Below are 18,277 nucleotides of genomic sequence, written 5' to 3'. Positions count from 1 at the left end.
TAATAAATACTTACCACTTCCTTTATATACTAGGAATTTAGATGAGTTGTTTTCTAAAGTGCTCATAAATTCCTCCTTCTTGTTTTTGTGTAAAATCGATAACACTTGACTCTTCTCTTAAGCCTTCACTTTCACAGATTAAACTTAAGTGATCACATTGAACCGCTGTCGTGTACCTGTGTGTCGACATAATGAGCGTGCGACCTTCAAAAATATTCATAGCATTGAGCTGATTCAAAATTTCTCTTTCAAGCACGACATCAACTGATGAGAAAGGGTCATCCCAAATAATAAACTCACTTTCAAAAAGTAATGACTTAATCAAAGAGACTCGCTTGATTTGTCCACCAGATAATCTCTTTCCGTTTTCTCCAACAACAAGGTTAAACAAACTCTTGCGATCTGAAGCTAAGTAATCGAGTCCAAAGATCTTCAGTAGATCATAAGCTTTCGCTAGTTGTTCTTCATTGAAGTCTCTACCCAGGGATAAGTTTTCTAGAATTGTTCCATTATAAAGATACGGATCTTGAGCGACATAACTCGTACTTCTTTCTTGGATCTTTAAAACCTCAGAAATTTTAACGAGTAACTCAGACTTTCCACATCCAGTTTTTCCGACAATTGCATTCTTTGTATTTTTCCAAATTTTTAAATTGATATCGTTGTCCCAAAATGGAAGCTGTAATTCAAAAGACTCTTCTTTTTCTTTAAAAGAAAATTCTCTTTTAAGCATTGTCTCAAGTTCACTCTCTTTATCAAGTACAGCAACAAGCTCTCTTACTCTTGCCCACGCTCCAGCAGAGCGAGTGAAGACAACTCCAATCCAAGCGAGGAACATAATTGGTTCTAAAAATAGATAAACAAAACCTGAGAATAAAATCAGTGAAGATGCACCAAGCTGTTGCGTAAAAATGATATAGGCACCCCAAATTAATGAAAGACCAACTCCAGTTGGCATAAGTGGGATAGAGATGCCAACACGCTTGCCTGCCTCATAAAAATTCTCAAGCTCTTCCATTGACTTCTTAGCAAAGAGATCAATAAATGCTTTTTCCGCATGGAAGTTTTTAATTGTCTTTTTACCTGCGTAAGTTTCAATAATGATATTTTGAACATCACCCTGAAGGTCTTGTGTTTGGCGATAGAATTTACGGTTCGTTGAAACAATTGCACTGAAGAGAACAAACGCCACAAGCATCGGTAGTAGCGCAATAAACAGCTCTTTATTGAAACTTAATAGCTTTGGAACAAGGATCGAAAGAGCAATGATGATATTAGCAATTTGTAAAAGAGCGAAACCAATTAATGCTCTTACGTGCTCAAGATCTCCACCAATAATTTGAAAGATTTGACCTTTCGGGTATTCTTTATAACGAGAAGGACTTACTTTTTCTAATTTCTTCATGAGATCAAAGCGTAAGATCTTTTGTAAGACACGGGCCGGATAGAAAAAGAGAAGTCGCGAAGATGTTCTAAAAACAATAATTCCTAAGGCCAATAAGAAAAGATGTCCCACTGGAATAGAAATTCCTTTTGAAATTTTCTCCGCTAAATCTTTTGCAATAAAAGGAAGTTCACTTTGAATCTTGTGAGTTAGATAGAGACAAATGAATGCCCCAATATAGTAGTACCAGTAGTGAACAAACTGCGTCATTACCAGCGATGTTAACTTTTTATTAAGATAGTCTTTCATTCCAGCAAGTCTACTTGAATTCCAATCATCAGTCACGTTTCTGTTTAAAGGAAGGCCCAGTGAAATGTGAAAAAACATTCTTAATTTAAGTTAAATTTACCTTCTCAAACTTGGTTATGAGAATAAAGCTAGCTAAAATCCTACAAAATTAATTGGTTTCATAAAATACGAAGTTTTAAGAAAAACGTTTTTTAAGGAAAGAAAGTGATCTATCTCGTAAGTCTGCTGATGATATTAATTCTCTGTTCTATTATGGTTATTACTCATCAGGCCATTAAGATTAAACAGCTTGAAGTTGAAGGTCGCGACCTTTCGCGAAGGCTCGAAGAAAAACAACATTTACTCTCCGTTTTATTTCACGATCTATCGAACTCAACAACTCTCCTTTCTCTACTAAGCGACTCTTCCCTACTTGCCATGAAAGACAAAGACGGAATCTTGCAAAACCTAGGACGTGTCAGCGGAGTTATCGAAAATATGGCAGAACTGATTCAACATATTCGAAAAATACAATCCATTGAGTCAGGCAAATCAAATATAAAGTTAGAACCTGTTCCATTAAAAGAATCTATTGAAAATTCAATTCAGCTTATCCGAAAAAGATTAGAAAAAAAGAGTCAACATATCCGTGTTGAATTTGATGACCACAGTATCCAGGCCATGGCAGAGCCTTCGTCACTATGCCACAGCGTCTTTAGTAACCTTCTAACTAATGCATCAAAGTTTTCACCAGAAGGATCTGAAGTTGTTGTCAGGGTAACTCATCAAAACTCAGTTATCCGTGTGGATATAACAGACCAAGGAATAGGAATCCCAGAGTCAATGATAAAAAGCCTCTTCTCATTCACTAATGAAACTCACCGCGAAGGAACTCATGGCGAAGAAGGGTCAGGTTTTGGCCTTCCAGTTGTAAAAAAATATATGAAATTCTACGGAGGAAATATAAAGGCCTTTAATAATATTGATGGTATTGGATCAACGTTTACAATGACATTCGTTAACGCATCAACGAGCAATCAGGATACAATTGAAAAAACAGAGTCTAAGCCTAAGAGAAGGCCTTTAAGAGAAGCGAATCAATAAATAGATTGAGAAAAAGATGGTAGGACTATGCAGATTCGAACTTTACAACCTGCGATCAAAAGATGCCCAAAGGCATGTTTTGGCGCTGAGTTGATATCGGTATCAGCAAACTAAATCATCAAGCAATGTAATTGAAAGTATCAAAGATGGTAGGACTATGCAGATTCGAACTTTACAACCTGCGATCAAAAGATGCCCAAAGGCATGTTTTGGCGCTGAGTTGATATCGGTATCAGCAAACTAAATCATCAAGCAATGTAATTGAAAGAATCAAAGATGGTAGGACTATGCAGATTCGAACTGCAGACCTCTACCATGTCAAGGTAGCGCTCTAACCAACTGAGCTATAGTCCTACAAGTGTCTTAAAGTAGAAAAATAATATTCTAATTCACCAAACTCGTCAAAAGATAAAATTGACGCACAAACCTAAGCAACATCGTTGCAATTTTGCTAGTATAACTAAAAATCATGGAGGAATAATGAAAAATATTATTATGATATTAATTCTATCTAGTTGTGCTGTTTCAAAAACAAAACTAACTCCAGCTGGAGAGAAAGTAAAAGTAACATATCAAAAGCCACGTCATAAAAGCTGTAAGCCTTTTACAAATGTCGTTGGTGAAAATGAAAATGGTATCAAGGATCTTGCTGTTAACCATGCCGTCAACTTAGTTGCTGATGAGGGTGGAGACACTATCTGGATCAAAGAATCTGTAAACGAAGGAAACACTTGGAAAGTTTACGGACTTGGTTACCACTGCAAATAAGAGTAAGGAATTCGAATGATTATTTTAGATAGCGCAAAGAAAGCAATTGAGAATTTTTCAATGCCTGATCACGTGGGATTTGGAAAGGTCCTACTACCGATTATGGCGACTTGTGAGTATAAACGTGGAGAATGGGGAGAGCTTGAGATCAAGCCTTATGGTAAATTAGAACTCGATCCAACTTGTAAAGTTCTTCACTATGGACAAGAAATTTTTGAAGGAATGAAGGCCTATAATTTTAAGGGCAATGGCCCAAACCTTTTTAGGCCACTAGAAAACTTCAAACGCTTTAATCACTCAGCAAGACGTATGGCCATGCCAGAAGTACCAAAAGATATCTTTACTGCAGCTGTAAATACAGTCACAAAGATGGGTGAAAACTATATTCCGAAACGTGGTGGTGAATCTCTTTATATTAGGCCATTCATGATTGCCACAGAAAACAATCTAGGAATTAAGCCAAGTGAAGAATTTCTTTTCATGGTAATCGCCTCACCTGTTGAGTCTTACTTTTCAGGAGGAAGCTATAAGCTTTTAATTGAAAGAAATATGATTCGTGCGTGCCAAGGAGGAATGGGAACGGCAAAGACTGGTGGTAACTACGCCGGTGCTCTTAACGCAGGTGTAAGAACACTAAAACTTGGACTACACCAAACACTATGGTTATCAGCAACTGATCGTAAATCGATTGAAGAATTAAGTGGAATGAATTTCTTTGCTGTAATTGATGGTGAAATTCACACTCCAGAATTGACTGAGACAATCCTAGATGGAATTACTCGTCGTTCACTCATCGATATTGCACGTCACAAGGGTTACAAAGTTGTCGAGAGAAAGATTAGCATTGATGAATTAATTGAAGATATTAAGTCTAAGAAATGTACTGAGTGCTTCTCTTGCGGAACGGCCGCAATCATCACCCCAATCTGCTCTTTACATGAAGAGTCTGGTGAATTTTATAATATTCAAGAAGAGTTTGGACCAGTGTCAAAAGAGCTTCGTGAAACACTTCTAGGTATCCAAGAAAAAACAATTGAAGACCCATTTAACTGGGTAGTTGATCTATAAAAAGGGCCTCAGATGAGGCCCTTTGTATTTCTACTTCGCTAAATTTGGAAGAATTTGAAACATAACCATTGCAAGGATTGTTGGGAAAAGTGCTCCAAGAAGAAGCTTACCTGGGTTAATCCCATCTTTTCCAAAAGTACCTTTAAGGATACCAAAACCAGCTGGGTTTGGAGCGTTAGCAATAACAGTTAAACCACCACCGGCAACAGCACCTGCAACTAGGTTATACTTTGCAGAATCAGTTAGATCAACAAGTGTTCCTAGATATGTAAGAGCAGCGTTATCAGTAATAGCAGTAAGTGAAGTTGCACCTACGAAAAGAACAAAGTCACCAAGTTTAGATAGAATTGGTTGTAGCCACCAACCTTGTTGTCCACCAAGTGTAACAAGACCAGCTAAGAAGAAACCTACAAGAAGTGATTCTTTTAACTTGATTTCGTCTTGGTACTCTTTTGTAACAGTTGTGAAACCTAGGAAGAATAGGAATAAACCTAGGAAGAAAACCATATGGTGAGCAGAGAAAACAACTAATCCCATGAAGATGATATGAATTAAAGTCATCCACCAAGTTGGTGCCATCCAATTCTCATGCTTTTGTTTAATTTCAAGTTTACCTTGTAGTTCATCTTTAAACATGAAAGCAATTATAAGAGTTCCAATAATGATCGAAATTGTTGCTTTGTAACCAAAGTTTGTAATCATGTGAACAAATCCCCAGTGCCATTTTGAAGCAACCATTAGAACAGGAGGTGCAGCAAAGTGAGAAAGAGTTCCACCGATTGAAACGTTTACAAAAAGTAGGCCAATCGTTGCATACTTAAATTTTAAACTCATTTTCTCGTCTGAGAAGAAGTAGTCTAAAAGGATAAGAGCAGTAACTGTCATTGCAGCAGGTTCAGTAATGAAAGATCCTAGAATCGGCCCGATAATAAGAGCTGAAACGTAGAATGCCATTTTACCAGGCATTGGGATAAGTTTTGCAATCATCCCAATGATTTTTTCTGCAAGCATAATAATTGGTCTCGTCCCCGCCATACACATAATAACGAATACGAATGCGGCCTCTGTGTAGTTAACATCTTTCTCAAGATATTTAAGTGCTCCACCAACAACTTGGTGTGCGCTATCATAAACTGCAAATCCTTGTGTAGCACTATAGTACACAATAAATGCAGCTGCCCACATTCCGAATACCGCTTCTACTTCACCTAAGAAGTGAAGAAGGTTCTCCATCATTGATCCTTCTGGATACTTGTGAGCTAAATGTTGAATTTTAGAAACTAAGAATGTGTGCAAAATTGCACATGCAAATAGAATCGTCCCTACGAGCTGTAGATTTGTTGGATTCATGAAACTTCCTTTGTAAATGTGATCTACCTTATTTTATTCCTGTCGGCAAAGGTGCGCAAGTACTGAAATTTTAAGACACTTAAAATAATTTACCATTTTCGTAAACTTTTTCTAAACTGCCACCGATAAGAATTTGTGTTTTTATATAGATTTGCTATCTCTATTCTCACTTTCTCTGTCGTAGTCAATGCTTTGGCCATAGAGCCTAGTTTTTTTAAGGAAGAGATAGAAGTTAATGGCAAGCAAATCAAGGCCAAGGATCTTGTCAAAGATATCGTAAGAATTTCAAAATCAAAGTCACCTAAATATATTCCAGTTAGGCATGAAGATGCTGTTTCTGACGATATTCCGAGGCATAACAGTGGGGCCTCAGAGTTGTGTATCGAGTGTAGAGATATCGCCGAGCTCGCTTCTAATATTTCAGATATCGTGGCCAAGGCCAATGAAAATTCTCAAGAACCGAGTATTAAGGTCAAACAAAAAGCACTAAAACTTAAGGCCATCGCAACTTATATCGAAACTGTTGATAAGGTTGGAGAAATTAGCTGTCTTAAAAGTGATTTTGACAGCGGAAAAGAGCGCTATAACACAAGAGATTTTGATGACTTCGAACTAGTTTTTACTTCAGATATTGCTCTTAGTGAATTCTCTTCCCTATCAATTGCTCCTCGTTCAGGAACACTAACTAGAATAACTTGGTTTCGATCTCAAGACGAAGTTGGCGAAGATATTTTTATCAAAGTAGTCTTTATAAAAGATCAAGAACCATACTTTCAAATCTACTACCCACATGACACTTTTGTTGATCCAACAAAGCCTACAGATGTTGAAAGAAATATTCCTGAAGGTGTAACTCTTGAGACAAATTATGATTCTGAAATGAGTCTAGTTAAGGATCAAGAATACGATACCTTCATTGGAAAAGTTAAGATTAATAAAGCACTGCTACTTGAGCAGAGTTATTATGTTCCTACTTCATTAACATTAATTGAGATGGAGACAGAGAGTAAGCTTGGAGAAGAAACTAAACTTACAAGCAAGGTCGAGATTAATGACCAAAAGCAAAGAATAAACGTTAACCTCAACAGTAAGCTAACTGAAGACACAACGCTAAACGGTGAAATTAATATCAAGCCTAACAAGCAGCAATTAAACCTTAATCTTTCTAATCGCTACAGTGATGATATTACAATTGATGGAAATGCCGATATCTCTTCAGATAGCCAACAAATCAACCTAGACTTAAAACATCAAGGGAAGTCGACAGCAAGGGCCTTGGCCAAAGCTGACGGCTACCTTCTAGCAGGAGTAACTGTTGCTTCTCCAGAGTTTAGAAATTTTGATATTGAAACTGATATGAGTTACGACACTAATCAGACGGCAACGATTGCAAATGATTTCAGATTCCAAGGAAAAACGATAATTAAAACTGGAACTGTTATCAATGCTCAAGGTGAAGTTGACTTCAGTGCAAAAAGGTCATTTGGGGTATTTGAGAATGCTACTGTGACTATGGAGTTAAATCACTCAACGCAAGACAGAGGTATCGATTACAACCGCACCTCTGCCTATATTTCTTTTGATATGAAATTCTAATTAAATTAATTAGCCATCATTACCAATTGAAGCAACTGGACAAGCATCCATTTGCTCTTGGCATAGCTCTTCTTCTTCAGGTGTTGATGGTTGCTTAACAACGTATGCATTTCCATCTTCATCTTCAGCAAAAAAGTCTGGAGCACCTGTGTAACATACGTTACATGCAATGCATCCTTCGCCGTTATCATCATCTGGATCTGTGCAATACCACTTTCCAGCAACATTTTCTTTATGTTTCATTTCTTTATTTGCCATGTTAACTCCTTGATTTTATTAACACACAACACAATATTTCATTGATTATATTTTGCCTAAGTCTACTAGATTTGAGAATATAGCACAAGATACTCAAATATAAATTTCACAGGAGAATACTGAAATGACAACGAGCCTTGAAAAAGCAGCTCAATGGGCAAATAACTCATACTTTGATGAGGAATCACGTCAAGAGATTCAAAAGCTAATTGACGCTGATGATATGAAAGAGATCGAAGAAAGATTTTATAAAGATATCGAATTCGGAACAGGTGGGCTTCGCTCAATTCTTGGTGCCGGAAATAATCGTATTAATAAATATACAGTTCGCCGTGCAACGCAGGCCCTTGCTGGAGAAGTACTAGATCACAGCTCTAAAACTGGGATCACAAATCCATCAATTGCTGTAAGCTATGACTCACGTAAATTCTCTTTTGAATTTGCCAAAGAAGTTTGTAGCGTTATGGCGGCCAATGGAATTAAGTCTTATATCTATAAAAGACTAAATCCTGTTCCAATGCTTTCATACTCTGTTAGATACCATAAGTGTCAAGCAGGAGTTATGGTAACAGCTTCTCACAACCCTCCAGAATACAATGGTTACAAAGTTTATTGGAATGATGGAGCGCAAGTTACTCCTCCAAACGATAAAAATATTATCAATCGCTACTATGATATTACTTCATACGATGCTGTGAAATTCATGGAATTTTCTCAAGCTGAATCAGAAGGATTTATCACATGGGTTGGAGAAGACGTTGAACAAAGCTTCTATAACGACATCCTCTCAAAAACAGTTAACCCTGAAATGTGTAAAGAATTCGGTAACGAATTAAAGATCGTTTACACACCTATTCACGGAACAGGATTAATTCCTTGTACAACAGCTCTGGCACAGCTTGGCTTTACTAATGTTGAAGTTGTTAAAGAGCAAGCACAACCAGACTCAGCTTTTCCAACAGTAAGCTCACCTAACCCAGAAAATGCTTCGGCAATGAAGATGGCAGTCGATCTTATGAAAGAGACTGGTGCAGATATTGCATTTGGCTCTGATCCAGACACAGATAGACTTGGAGTTGCTTTTGAGCATGAAGGAGAGATTCAGTATATCAACGGAAACCAAATCGGAATCCTAATGCTGTACTACATGCTTCACAATCTAAAAGAAAATGGCACAATGCCAGCAAACCCATATTTTGTGAAAACAGTTGTAACAACTCCACTCCAAGAATTAATCGCTGATAAGTACGGAGTAAAATCTTACTCGACACTAACAGGATTTAAGTGGATTTGTGGACTAATGAATAAAATAGAAAAAGAAGATCCATCGGCAAACTTCCTATTTGGAACAGAAGAGTCTTTTGGATATCTTCCGCATAATTTTGTTCGCGACAAAGATGGTGTTGCTTCAATTACTTTTATGTCTGAAGTAACTCTATACTTCAAAAAACAGGGGCTAAACCTTATTCAGGCCCTCGATAAAATTTACGAAGAATTTGGCTTTAGTGAGGAAACTCTCCTAAATCTTGTTTATCAGGGTAAAGAAGGGGCCGAAAAAATTACACGAATCATGAGTCATTTTAGAGACTTAGCTCCTACAAGCTTGTGCGGACAAGAGATTCAAGCTATAGAAGATTATCAAACAGGTATTGTGAAAAACCTTGAGTCTAATGAAGAGTCGAAACTGGATTATCCAGTAAGTAACGTAATTGGTTACCACTTCAAAAATGGAAACCGCCTCTACCTTCGTCCTTCAGGAACTGAGCCGAAAATTAAGTTCTATATTATGATTCAAGAAAAAGAAGGAAGTCTAGCTGAGAAAAAAGCAAAGGCAAAAAAAGTTACTGACGAAATTCTGGCATTTATTAACGAAACGGCCGAAGGACTATAAGTCAGTAGATTAGGAGTTATATTTTGAAAAGTGATAAACTTGCAGTTGTATTAGTTAGTGGTGGTATGGATTCGTTAGTTTGTGCTGCAATTGCAAATGAGAAACATGAAAACCTTGCGTTTCTTCACCTTAACTACGGACAAAAAACAGAAGAACGTGAATTGGATTGTTTCCAAAAAATCGCTGACTTTTACGGAGTCGATAAATCTCTACGTAAAGTAATTGATGTCTCATTTCTAAAGCAGATTGGTGGAAGCTCGCTAACTGATGATGGAATTGATGTAAAACAATATAAAGGTGATTCAGAAGAAATCCCTGATAGCTATGTACCTTTTAGAAATACTCACATCATTGCAATGGCCGTTTCTTGGTCAGAAGTTGTTGGTGCAAAGAATATTTATATTGGTGCAGTTAACGAAGACTCATCTGGATACCCAGACTGTCGCCCAAGCTACTACGCTGCATATAACGAGCTAATCAAGCAAGGAACTAAAGATGGTGATATTGAGATCATCACTCCTGTAATTGATATGGCAAAGAATGAGATTGTGCAAAAAGCGGTCGACCTAGGTGCACCACTTAAGTTTTCTTATTCTTGTTATGCTCGAGGAGATAAAGCTTGCGGAGTTTGTGATTCATGCGCTCTAAGGCTTAGAGGCTTTCAGAAGGCAGGAATTGAAGATCCGATTGAGTATGATCAAAGACCAAATTACTTATAAAAAAGGCTCCGATAAGGAGCCTTTTTTATTTATACTATTCTTGTACTGCTTCTTCTTGAGTTTCTTCTACAGCAGGCTCTTCAACCTTAACAGCTGGAGCTGTAATAAGACCAGCATCTAGAAGAATTTTAACTTTTTCTTCTTTGTTTACAAACTTTCCATTTGCAGCTTTAACAGCAAAACGTCCCGATCTTTTTTTTACAATTGTGTACTCGCCTACTTTTTTAACAACTTCCATGAATTCTCCTATAATAATTCTTTGCGTTTGTTATCTTTTAAGTGTTGAACAATTTCTTTTACTCGTTGTGAATCATCTTTTGGCACAATCATTACGGCCCTATCATTTGAAACCACAACTAAGTCTTGAACATTAATTAAAGAAACATGCTTATTAGGAGCATAAATAATATTTCCTGTCGCATCCTTTAAGAAAGTTCCGTTACTATCAATTATAGTGTTTCCTTCGACACGGTCAACTACTTGTTCAAGTGCTTCCCATGATCCAAGGTCATTCCAATCAAACTCAGCTTTTACTAAACTGATTCGGCTTGATTTTTCCATAATGGCATAGTCAATCGAATCTTTTGGAATCTTATTATATACTTCTTCAAGCTTGGCCTCCTCGTCAAGAGATGCCTTTAATTCTTCATAGAAAGAAAACATTTCAGCAGAGTGGGCCGCGAACTCTTCTTTAAAAACACCAAGTGGTGCCATAAACATTCCCGCATTCCAAACATACTTTCCAGTCGATAAATACTCTTTAGCCTTTTCAAAATTTGGTTTTTCAACAAATTCATCAACCTTAAAGCCATCACCTACAGCTTCACTTGTTTTAATATAGCCATAACCAGTGTGAGGAAAATGTGGTGGTATTCCGATTGTTGTAATTGTTTGCGTATCACTTGATAGTTTAACGGCCTTATCAAAGCTGGATTTAAAGCCACTCTTATTTAAGATCACATGATCAGAAGGCATAACTGCAATAATGTCTTCATCTTTTGCCCCAGCTGCCTCAATGGCCGCAAGAGATAAGAGAATACAAGGGGCAGTATTTCGCCCCGCAGGTTCATAGATTATATGTTCTTCTAAAATTTGATTTTTTGAGCAAGAGATAGCTAGCTCAGCTTGATCACGCGTTGTGATAATAAAGCGATTTTTCAAATCTACACTTTCCTCAAAACGCTCAAGCGTCTGTGCAAGTAAAGTTTCATTTCCAACCAGTGAAAGATACTGTTTTGGTTTTGATTCTGTTGATTCAGGCCAAAGGCGTGTTCCCTTCCCACCGGCCATAATTAGTGTGTAAATATTCATAAAAAAATGCCCTTAATTTGTATAAGGGCATCGTATCATAAAAAATGTAAATGTTCTAAATGATGAGTTAGTCGAATTTTGTAAAGAAATAATCACGCCCTGCAAAAAGAGAAGGATGCTTCTTAACATATTGCTTCGCTTCAATACTTCTCTCAAATGCCCCAAGGCTTACGCGAAAACGATTTCCCTTACCAGGTACTTCTTTTTCATTAACAATTGGGCTAAAACCAAGAACTCGAAAACCTTCTGCAAATTCCTTTGCGTCATCAATTGACTCAAATGAACCAACTACAATTGTGTATTTTCCAGTATATTCATCTGTCTTAGAAGCTGACTCTTGAACAGTCTCACTTTCAACAGCTGGTTGCTGAACAGGCTCTACAACCTTCTCTTCTACAACCTCTTGTACTTGTGTATCTTGAACACCAACATCATTGAAATCTTTATTTTCACTTGAAAACTCATTAACCATCTTCTGCTTTAAAGATTCTTCAATTCTCTTATTTAATTCTTCTTTAGAAACTTTCTTGGTCTCTTTATCTTGAACTATTTCTTTAACCTTCTCCTCTTCTGGAGATGTTAGCTCAATCTTCTGTTTTTCATCCAATGGCTCAACAATCGCCTTCTCTTCCTTATTGCTAAGGCCAGCTTTTTCAAAAGCATAATTAGATCCAATCTTTAGGCCAAAGAAGAATGAAGTAATGGCAACCAGGATGACAAAGATGACAACCAATAAGATTTCTTTTTTCTCAAATACGTAGAAGTTACTTTTATCGTTCATAAGGATATTTTAATCTCTCCACAATTATTAGCAACTTGCTGAAAATACTAGGAAAAATAATCCTTTATTTCATATGTGAAATATATCCCGACATTCTAACTCAACTTAAAGACTCTGCACTTTTTCTATTTTATAAACCCAAAAATCTTATGAACTAGGTTTAACAGGGAGAAAAATTATGAAGAAGATTTTAAAGAATAATAAAGGCCAAGGCGTAATGGAATATATGATCATCACAAGCCTAGTTGGAATTATTTGTATTACTGCTGTTAAAACACTCGGAACTAGAGTTCAAAAAAGACTTGAAGACGCATCCGATAAAATCACAAAGAGTATCAAAGTAAATTAATAAACAATCATGAAAATACTATCTTACGCTCTTAGCGTTACTCTAATTGTTTTTGTCTTTCTTGTGAGCAGTGCAGTTAGTGAAAAGTATCGTTGCAAAAATAGTATTGTTTTTCAAGCGTATGTACATTCATTAATAAAATCACATGATGATAAAAAATCAGTAAAAACATTCTCTTGTAAAAGTCTCCTCTCTCTTGAGAGGTGGCTTGATTCAAAAACACGGATTAAGTTTGTAAAAAATAAAAATGGAAAATACCTGAAGTATCGAAGAGAGAAGCATAGCTTAGGATTTTCAAATGGACTTAAATGAAAGAGGAAGTACTTCCTTAGTCGCTATATTATTTTTTATGGCCTTTATTGCCATCATATTCTCTAATATGGCCCGTTCTTATGAAGAGCTACAAATTATAAAATATTACAATAAGTCATATATCTGCTCAAAAAAAGTCATTGTTGAATATAAGTCATTTTATAAAAGAATTTCTTATATAAACGTAGGGCTTAAGAGTATCTTTTATGCACAGTTCTTCCCTTTAGCCGCATGGCTTAAGCCATTCATGAAATATGGAGCAAAAGGCTTGCAGTATATGCAAAGCGCTCTTCGATACTTTCTACGCTTCAAACTCTTAACGATAGATGAATGTGAGGCAACAAATATTTTAGCTCTTCTAAGAACAGATCCGCTAGGAAGCAAGCTCTGGAAGATCAGGAGAAGACTCGATACATCAGCAGTCTTTGAAAAGAAATGGAAGGCTTTTATGCCCTTTCACTATACTGGGAGCAACCTATCAGAAAATCATTCTTTCGTGATTACCCTAAAATTCAAACTAGAAGAGGGAAGACTTTTAGACGATTTCACTCTCTCGTCAAAGCACATGGCACCAAAGGGTATTCAACAATTGAAGGACTATTATGGACTTCAATTTTTGTAAGTACATTAATTCTTATGATTAACCTGGAGATAAAAATTGAAAATTCTAAACAACGAGAAATCCAAAACTTCATCAAAACCTGGAACTCAATCAAATAATGAGCCAACTTCCTCACCTCTGCTTTTTAACAAAGAAAAAGAAGAGAAGATGAAAAAGGCGCTTTATCTAAGATTCTGGGTTGCGCTAGTTCTAACTAATATATTTACATACATTCTTTCAATGCCATCGGTACAGGAAGTTCCAGAAAAGCATATTTCAGTAGCTAAAGATGAAAGACTTCTAAAACTTAAAATCAATGAAATGACTAATCTTGTAGGTAGTGAAGAATACGTGTCCCTATATGCAGGCGCAACACACATCACCAATAAGGCAAAGATCGTAAAAAAACTCAACGATGAGGAGATACCTATCTATCTCGTAAAAATTTCTATTTCAGATTTGAATAGAATTGCTCCATACAAGACTTTAGAGCTAGATTCCTATCCAGTTACTGATCTACCTAAATCCAAAGGAGGAGCTTATGAAATTGAAATTTAGCCTTATTACAATCCTACTAGTTACAAGTATTCAAGCACGTGAAGTAATTGTTTATACATATGACTCTGAAAAGAACCACATGTTTGAAGTTTTAAACGAGTTAATGGCAAAAAATGGAGTGAAAAAAGAAGACTTCCGATTTATTAAAAAGAAGAATCCATGTGAAGACATCTATAAGAGTGCCCTACTTCACGTATGTTTTAAAGGCGAGGAAGCTGAACCATTTATTGTTAGACAAGACAAAAGAGTTCTTCAGAATACCTTTGGACAATAAAAAAGGGCCAACGTCTTGGCCCTCTTTCTATATCTGAAAAATAATTAAATATTAATCTAGATGAATTTTAAACTTAGGAGTAGTTCCCTTGTTTCTGTTATGCGCTTTTCTTTTAGCACCCATTTTTGTTTTTTTAGCATTACGCTTGTTTCTTGTAATACGAGTTCTTGATACCATGATAAATCTCCTCAATATATTTAAATCTAAATTAAAAACAGTTTTCGAGTATAGGTTTTTACTAAGTTTCTTGCCTTTTGTCAAAGTCATTGGCCTAGTATCAGTCGTAAATTTCAATATTTACGCTACAGGCCTGAAGCAAATTACCCTAGGCATAGGCCAAGTAACTGAAATCTCATTAAACAATGTTTTAAACTACAGTATATCTAATAAAGAAGTTTTATCGAGCAAATCGCTACAGGCCCAATCAAAACTCATTATTAAAGGTAAAATGCAAGGTCACTCAATTGTCACACTATGGTTAAACTCTGGCAACAAGAAGACCTTCGAATTCTATGTACTTTCAAAGTCTGGTCAATTTAAGGTGCTCGAAGCTCTAAATAATCTACGTCATTTCGACATCAATGGTGAAATCAAGGGAGATAAATTAATTATTACCCAAGATATTACAACACTTGATCAGTACCTAGTCCTACGACCGCTGTTGAGTAAAAATAAGAGTATTATCTTCAAAGGTGAACTAAAAGATCAAGTAGCAAAGAAAATCATCGCAGAGATTCATCACCACTTTTTTCAAAACTACTATGACGATATACGCTGCCAAAAGAACAAGATCGATATTCACTGTTTCACCAACGAAGAGATATTGAAAGATATAAAATTTCTTAAACCACTTCAAAATAAACTTATGGTTAAGTTTTTTCTATCTCAAAGATTTGAGAATATTTTGAACCATAAACTAGAAATGAGAATCATCCAAATTGAAAGAATGGACGGAAAAGAAATAAATTTCGGACTAGATCAAGTTGACGTAGGCCTTGCAGACCTTCTTGACGAAGGAGCTTCAGCACTTGCAAAGAGTCAAAGTATTGTACTTAGAGATACAGATTATAATGTCTCAACACTTGCGACACAAAAAATTCTACTTCGTACAAGTAATAAAACAACAGTGCAAATGGGCTCTGATATCCCCTTTACGACAACGACTAATAACAACGGAAATAATACACAGTGGAGATTTGCAGGGCTTAAGATTGAGATACTTTTAGAGAAAATAAATAATCGCTATAAAGTGAAATACGCTACAAAACTTACTAGGCCAATGGGACAAATGAATGGGGATACGTATATCAATGGGAGTGCACAAGAATCAAGTTTTCTCATTGAAAAGGGAATTCCAATTCAAATGTTTGAAATTGACTTAACAACTGATGATAACGCAGGAAGAAGACTTCCTATCCTTGGCCAAGTACCTATTCTAGGAAAGCTCTTTTCATCTTCAACAAAGTTTAAAACATATAAAAGAATCATTGCAATTGCGAAACTTAAATAGGAAATAAAATGTCACAAATCAATCAGTATTTTTTCAATGAATTTAAAATGCTACTTAGTGAGAAAGCAAAGAAAACAATTCATCTGAACTTTAAAGAAATTATTCTAGAAACACTCGAAAGAAATAATCTTCAAGAAAGTGACTTAGATAATCTAAACGAAATCAAAGACTGGTTTAACAAGGTCTATCATCAAAGTTACATTGATGATCTTCTAAAAATGTATGATGCCAATGAGTTTATCATTCACTCTCCTAGTGATATCGAAGTACAAAAGAAGGATCATCTTAATTTAAAGGTTGAATTTCTAAGTAATGAAGACTTTGTCTTAAGCTTAGTTTTTCTAACTCAAAAACTAGGAATTGATTGGAACTTCAATAATCCATTTGCATCATTTAAGAATACTCGATTAGTTGACGGAAATGAGATTGACTTGCGAGTGAGTATCACACATCCATGTCTTTCCCCTAAAGCACAAGCAAAAGCATTTTTGAGAGTTCATGCAAAAGAGAATTTCAAAATATCCGATTTTTCAAAAGACAAAGAAACACATGAGATCGTGGAAAAGTTGGTTAGTGATTATAAGAATATTGTTATTGCGGGCTCTACGGCAAGTGGAAAGACTAGCTTTTTAAGAGTTTGTAAGGCGCTATGCTTTGAAAATGAACATCACGTTATTATTGAAGATGTTGCAGAGATCGACGGAGATATTTCCAATTCAACTCACCTCTTATCACATCCTAGTGAGGGAAAGAGTCTAAAAGACTATTGTAGTTATGCTTTAAGGATGTCTCCAAAGAGAATTCTTCTTGGAGAGATTAGATCAAGTGAGGTTATCCCATTTTTATTAGCAATGAATACTGGGCACAAAGGTATGATGAGTACAATTCATGCTAACAGTGCCAAGGATACACTACTCAGACTTACTACATTATTTTCAATCTTCTCAGAGAGTAAAAACGGAATTGATTTCGATCAAATCTTACGACTGATCTGTCAAAGTGTTGATAACGTGATCTTTGTTGAAAATAAAGAAGTAAAAGAAATTATAGAGGTTCACGGTAGTGAAGCAGATCGTCCGATTTACTCAACACTTTATTCAAAGGCTAAGAAAATAACTGATCACCAAAGAGGTCTATCCACTCACGAAGATCTTGGCCATCAACTTCTAGCGTGAAGTAATCATCGTTATTTTCATCGACTTCAAATGACCTTTCCAACAACTTTGCATTTTCAAGAGGAAGGCCAAATACCGTAATAAAATTGCGTGAGGCTTCATCTCTTTCTGTTGAAATAGCACAGAAATGATCTTCCTTAGCATCACTAATACAGCTTCCAGCTTCATTCGGGTAGAATACACTTTTAACAATAAGGGGTAGATTTGCTTCGATTAAAGGGTTCATCGTTCGATGAAAAAGAATTTTAGCACCTTTATTAGTCAAAAGTTTTGTCTGTCGGTAGCTTAGGTTGTGAATTAAAGGTGCATTTGTAAGAACCTTTGGATCATGGCCGTAAACACCTTTAACGTCCTTCCAAATCACAAGCTCTTGTACATCATCTAATGCCCAAGCAAAGATAGCAGCGGAATAATCTGAGCCCTCTCGGCCTAGAGTTGAAGTTTGGCCATCGGTTGTTCGTGCGATAAAGCCTTGTGTGATAATTAGCGAGTGCTTATTTAAATCTTTGCAATTTGCCTTTGTATTCTTAAAGAGAACCTTGGCCTCATTAAAATTGCGATTCGTGAGAATATAGTCACGGGCATCTGCGTGAAAAAGTTCTCTTCCTTGTTGTTGAATATAACTAGCAAGGATTGATGTAGAGATACGCTCTCCAATACTGTAGATAGAATCGAGAGTCGAACTAGACTTGGGAAGTGTAAGATAGCTTAGCAACTCTTCTTTAAAATTGGAGAGATCAACTTGAAGGTTTAACTCTTCAATGATCACTCTATGCTTTGTGAAAAAGTCTTCAACTAATAAATTAGAGTCTTCACTAAAGTATATAGACTCCAGCTCATTAGTTGAATTATACGTCGCAGATAAAACAACAAGAGCATCATTTGGACACGCTAAAATTAAATCTGCAATCTGCTTAATGGCAGCAGCGCTTTTTATCGAACTGCCACCAAATTTATATACACTTCTCAAGCTTATAATC

Annotated in this window: 19 protein-coding genes and 1 tRNA gene; 12 read left to right on the top strand and 8 right to left on the bottom strand. The window is 36.2% G+C overall.

Going from position 1 to position 18,277, the window contains the following annotated elements:
- Positions 1–37: 37 nt before the first annotated feature.
- Positions 38–1,729 (bottom strand): ABC transporter transmembrane domain-containing protein, encoded by a 1,692-nt coding sequence (locus ACMAWV_RS14695; RefSeq protein ID WP_412463154.1) that lies wholly within the window; start codon positions 1,727–1,729, stop codon positions 38–40.
- 168 nt (positions 1,730–1,897) lie between these two features.
- Here ACMAWV_RS14695 and ACMAWV_RS14690 point away from each other — a divergent pair, with 168 nt between their 5' ends.
- The gene (locus ACMAWV_RS14690; protein ID WP_412470110.1) at positions 1,898–2,776 is read left to right on the top strand and encodes a sensor histidine kinase; all 879 of its coding nucleotides are present in this window, start codon (positions 1,898–1,900) and stop codon (positions 2,774–2,776) included.
- A gap of 277 nt (positions 2,777–3,053) precedes the next feature.
- Here ACMAWV_RS14690 and ACMAWV_RS14685 read toward each other — a convergent pair.
- Positions 3,054–3,130 (bottom strand) — tRNA-Val (locus tag ACMAWV_RS14685).
- Between the two features lie 126 nt (positions 3,131–3,256).
- Here ACMAWV_RS14685 and ACMAWV_RS14680 point away from each other — a divergent pair.
- The gene (locus tag ACMAWV_RS14680; protein WP_103218005.1) at positions 3,257–3,544 is read left to right on the top strand and encodes a hypothetical protein; all 288 of its coding nucleotides are present in this window, start codon (positions 3,257–3,259) and stop codon (positions 3,542–3,544) included.
- Positions 3,545–3,559: 15 nt separating this feature from the next.
- Complete coding sequence (locus ACMAWV_RS14675) at positions 3,560–4,612, top strand: branched-chain amino acid aminotransferase (protein WP_103218006.1); 1,053 nt, start codon at positions 3,560–3,562, stop codon at positions 4,610–4,612.
- A gap of 30 nt (positions 4,613–4,642) precedes the next feature.
- On the opposite strand, the gene ACMAWV_RS14670 is transcribed toward ACMAWV_RS14675, so the two are convergent.
- The gene (locus ACMAWV_RS14670) at positions 4,643–5,962 is read right to left on the bottom strand and encodes a putative Na+/H+ antiporter (RefSeq protein ID WP_103218007.1); all 1,320 of its coding nucleotides are present in this window, start codon (positions 5,960–5,962) and stop codon (positions 4,643–4,645) included.
- Positions 5,963–6,097: 135 nt separating this feature from the next.
- Here ACMAWV_RS14670 and ACMAWV_RS14665 point away from each other — a divergent pair, with 135 nt between their 5' ends.
- Positions 6,098–7,558 carry a hypothetical protein gene (locus tag ACMAWV_RS14665; RefSeq protein ID WP_412470111.1) on the top strand — a complete coding sequence of 487 codons (1,461 nt, stop codon included), beginning with the start codon at positions 6,098–6,100 and terminating at the stop codon, positions 7,556–7,558.
- Between the two features lie 9 nt (positions 7,559–7,567).
- Here ACMAWV_RS14665 and ACMAWV_RS14660 read toward each other — a convergent pair whose 3' ends face one another.
- Positions 7,568–7,816, bottom strand: a complete 249-nt coding sequence (locus ACMAWV_RS14660; RefSeq protein ID WP_103218009.1) for a ferredoxin — start codon at positions 7,814–7,816, stop codon at positions 7,568–7,570.
- A gap of 124 nt (positions 7,817–7,940) precedes the next feature.
- Between ACMAWV_RS14660 and ACMAWV_RS14655 the strand changes: the two genes are divergently transcribed.
- Both ACMAWV_RS14655 and queC read left to right on the top strand, forming a co-directional pair.
- Positions 7,941–9,707, top strand: a complete 1,767-nt coding sequence (locus tag ACMAWV_RS14655; RefSeq protein WP_412470112.1) for a phospho-sugar mutase — start codon at positions 7,941–7,943, stop codon at positions 9,705–9,707.
- A gap of 23 nt (positions 9,708–9,730) precedes the next feature.
- Positions 9,731–10,426, top strand: a complete 696-nt coding sequence (gene queC, locus ACMAWV_RS14650) for a 7-cyano-7-deazaguanine synthase QueC (RefSeq protein WP_103218011.1) — start codon at positions 9,731–9,733, stop codon at positions 10,424–10,426.
- Between the two features lie 34 nt (positions 10,427–10,460).
- Here the strand turns inward: queC and ACMAWV_RS14645 are convergent, their stop codons facing one another.
- The 3 genes from ACMAWV_RS14645 to ACMAWV_RS14635 form a co-directional block, all read right to left on the bottom strand.
- Positions 10,461–10,664: a hypothetical protein gene (locus tag ACMAWV_RS14645; RefSeq protein WP_103218012.1), complete on the bottom strand. Its 204-nt coding sequence runs from the start codon at positions 10,662–10,664 to the stop codon at positions 10,461–10,463.
- Between the two features lie 8 nt (positions 10,665–10,672).
- The gene (locus ACMAWV_RS14640; protein ID WP_103218013.1) at positions 10,673–11,737 is read right to left on the bottom strand and encodes a mannose-1-phosphate guanylyltransferase; all 1,065 of its coding nucleotides are present in this window, start codon (positions 11,735–11,737) and stop codon (positions 10,673–10,675) included.
- Between the two features lie 67 nt (positions 11,738–11,804).
- Complete coding sequence (locus ACMAWV_RS14635) at positions 11,805–12,518, bottom strand: SPOR domain-containing protein (protein WP_412463158.1); 714 nt, start codon at positions 12,516–12,518, stop codon at positions 11,805–11,807.
- Between the two features lie 178 nt (positions 12,519–12,696).
- Between ACMAWV_RS14635 and ACMAWV_RS14630 the strand changes: the two genes are divergently transcribed.
- From ACMAWV_RS14630 to ACMAWV_RS14605, 6 genes are all read left to right on the top strand, one after another.
- Positions 12,697–12,867: a Flp family type IVb pilin gene (locus ACMAWV_RS14630; RefSeq protein WP_021268293.1), complete on the top strand. Its 171-nt coding sequence runs from the start codon at positions 12,697–12,699 to the stop codon at positions 12,865–12,867.
- A gap of 349 nt (positions 12,868–13,216) precedes the next feature.
- The gene (locus ACMAWV_RS14625) at positions 13,217–13,801 is read left to right on the top strand and encodes a hypothetical protein (protein ID WP_393099611.1); all 585 of its coding nucleotides are present in this window, start codon (positions 13,217–13,219) and stop codon (positions 13,799–13,801) included.
- Positions 13,802–13,837: 36 nt separating this feature from the next.
- Positions 13,838–14,338, top strand: coding sequence for a hypothetical protein (locus tag ACMAWV_RS14620; protein ID WP_103218017.1), 501 nt, complete (start codon positions 13,838–13,840; stop codon positions 14,336–14,338).
- Positions 14,322–14,612, top strand: a complete 291-nt coding sequence (locus tag ACMAWV_RS14615; protein ID WP_103218018.1) for a hypothetical protein — start codon at positions 14,322–14,324, stop codon at positions 14,610–14,612. The genes ACMAWV_RS14620 and ACMAWV_RS14615 overlap by 17 nt, the downstream gene beginning before the upstream one ends.
- 247 nt (positions 14,613–14,859) lie before the next feature.
- Positions 14,860–16,122: a hypothetical protein gene (locus ACMAWV_RS14610; RefSeq protein WP_158246868.1), complete on the top strand. Its 1,263-nt coding sequence runs from the start codon at positions 14,860–14,862 to the stop codon at positions 16,120–16,122.
- 8 nt (positions 16,123–16,130) lie between these two features.
- Entirely contained in the window at positions 16,131–17,297 is a 1,167-nt protein-coding gene (locus ACMAWV_RS14605) for an ATPase, T2SS/T4P/T4SS family (protein ID WP_412463159.1), read from the top strand.
- On the opposite strand, the gene ACMAWV_RS14600 is transcribed toward ACMAWV_RS14605, so the two are convergent.
- Positions 17,227–18,267: an aspartate kinase gene (locus ACMAWV_RS14600; RefSeq protein WP_412470113.1), complete on the bottom strand. Its 1,041-nt coding sequence runs from the start codon at positions 18,265–18,267 to the stop codon at positions 17,227–17,229. The genes ACMAWV_RS14605 and ACMAWV_RS14600 overlap by 71 nt on opposite strands.
- Between the last annotated feature and the right edge of the window lie 10 nt (positions 18,268–18,277).

Source organism: Halobacteriovorax sp. RT-1-1, assembly GCF_047085455.1.
In the GTDB taxonomy this organism is placed as follows: domain Bacteria; phylum Bdellovibrionota; class Bacteriovoracia; order Bacteriovoracales; family Bacteriovoracaceae; genus Halobacteriovorax_A.
The sequence above is the reverse complement of the archived record's forward strand: the minus strand, read 5'-3'. Positions and strand labels throughout refer to the sequence as shown.

What these genes read in the sequence shown, in the direction of transcription:
- ACMAWV_RS14680 (WP_103218005.1), top strand. Translation starts at nt 3,257, where the DNA reads ATGAAAAATATTATTATGATATTAATTCTATCTAGTTGTGCTGTTTCA.
- ACMAWV_RS14675 (WP_103218006.1), top strand. Translation starts at nt 3,560, where the DNA reads ATGATTATTTTAGATAGCGCAAAGAAAGCAATTGAGAATTTTTCAATG.
- ACMAWV_RS14670 (WP_103218007.1), bottom strand. Translation starts at nt 5,962, where the DNA reads ATGAATCCAACAAATCTACAGCTCGTAGGGACGATTCTATTTGCATGT.
- ACMAWV_RS14660 (WP_103218009.1), bottom strand. Translation starts at nt 7,816, where the DNA reads ATGGCAAATAAAGAAATGAAACATAAAGAAAATGTTGCTGGAAAGTGG.
- ACMAWV_RS14655 (WP_412470112.1), top strand. Translation starts at nt 7,941, where the DNA reads ATGACAACGAGCCTTGAAAAAGCAGCTCAATGGGCAAATAACTCATAC.
- ACMAWV_RS14645 (WP_103218012.1), bottom strand. Translation starts at nt 10,664, where the DNA reads ATGGAAGTTGTTAAAAAAGTAGGCGAGTACACAATTGTAAAAAAAAGA.
- ACMAWV_RS14640 (WP_103218013.1), bottom strand. Translation starts at nt 11,737, where the DNA reads ATGAATATTTACACACTAATTATGGCCGGTGGGAAGGGAACACGCCTT.
- ACMAWV_RS14635 (WP_412463158.1), bottom strand. Translation starts at nt 12,518, where the DNA reads ATGAACGATAAAAGTAACTTCTACGTATTTGAGAAAAAAGAAATCTTA.
- ACMAWV_RS14630 (WP_021268293.1), top strand. Translation starts at nt 12,697, where the DNA reads ATGAAGAAGATTTTAAAGAATAATAAAGGCCAAGGCGTAATGGAATAT.
- ACMAWV_RS14625 (WP_393099611.1), top strand. Translation starts at nt 13,217, where the DNA reads ATGGCCTTTATTGCCATCATATTCTCTAATATGGCCCGTTCTTATGAA.
- ACMAWV_RS14615 (WP_103218018.1), top strand. Translation starts at nt 14,322, where the DNA reads ATGAAATTGAAATTTAGCCTTATTACAATCCTACTAGTTACAAGTATT.
- ACMAWV_RS14605 (WP_412463159.1), top strand. Translation starts at nt 16,131, where the DNA reads ATGTCACAAATCAATCAGTATTTTTTCAATGAATTTAAAATGCTACTT.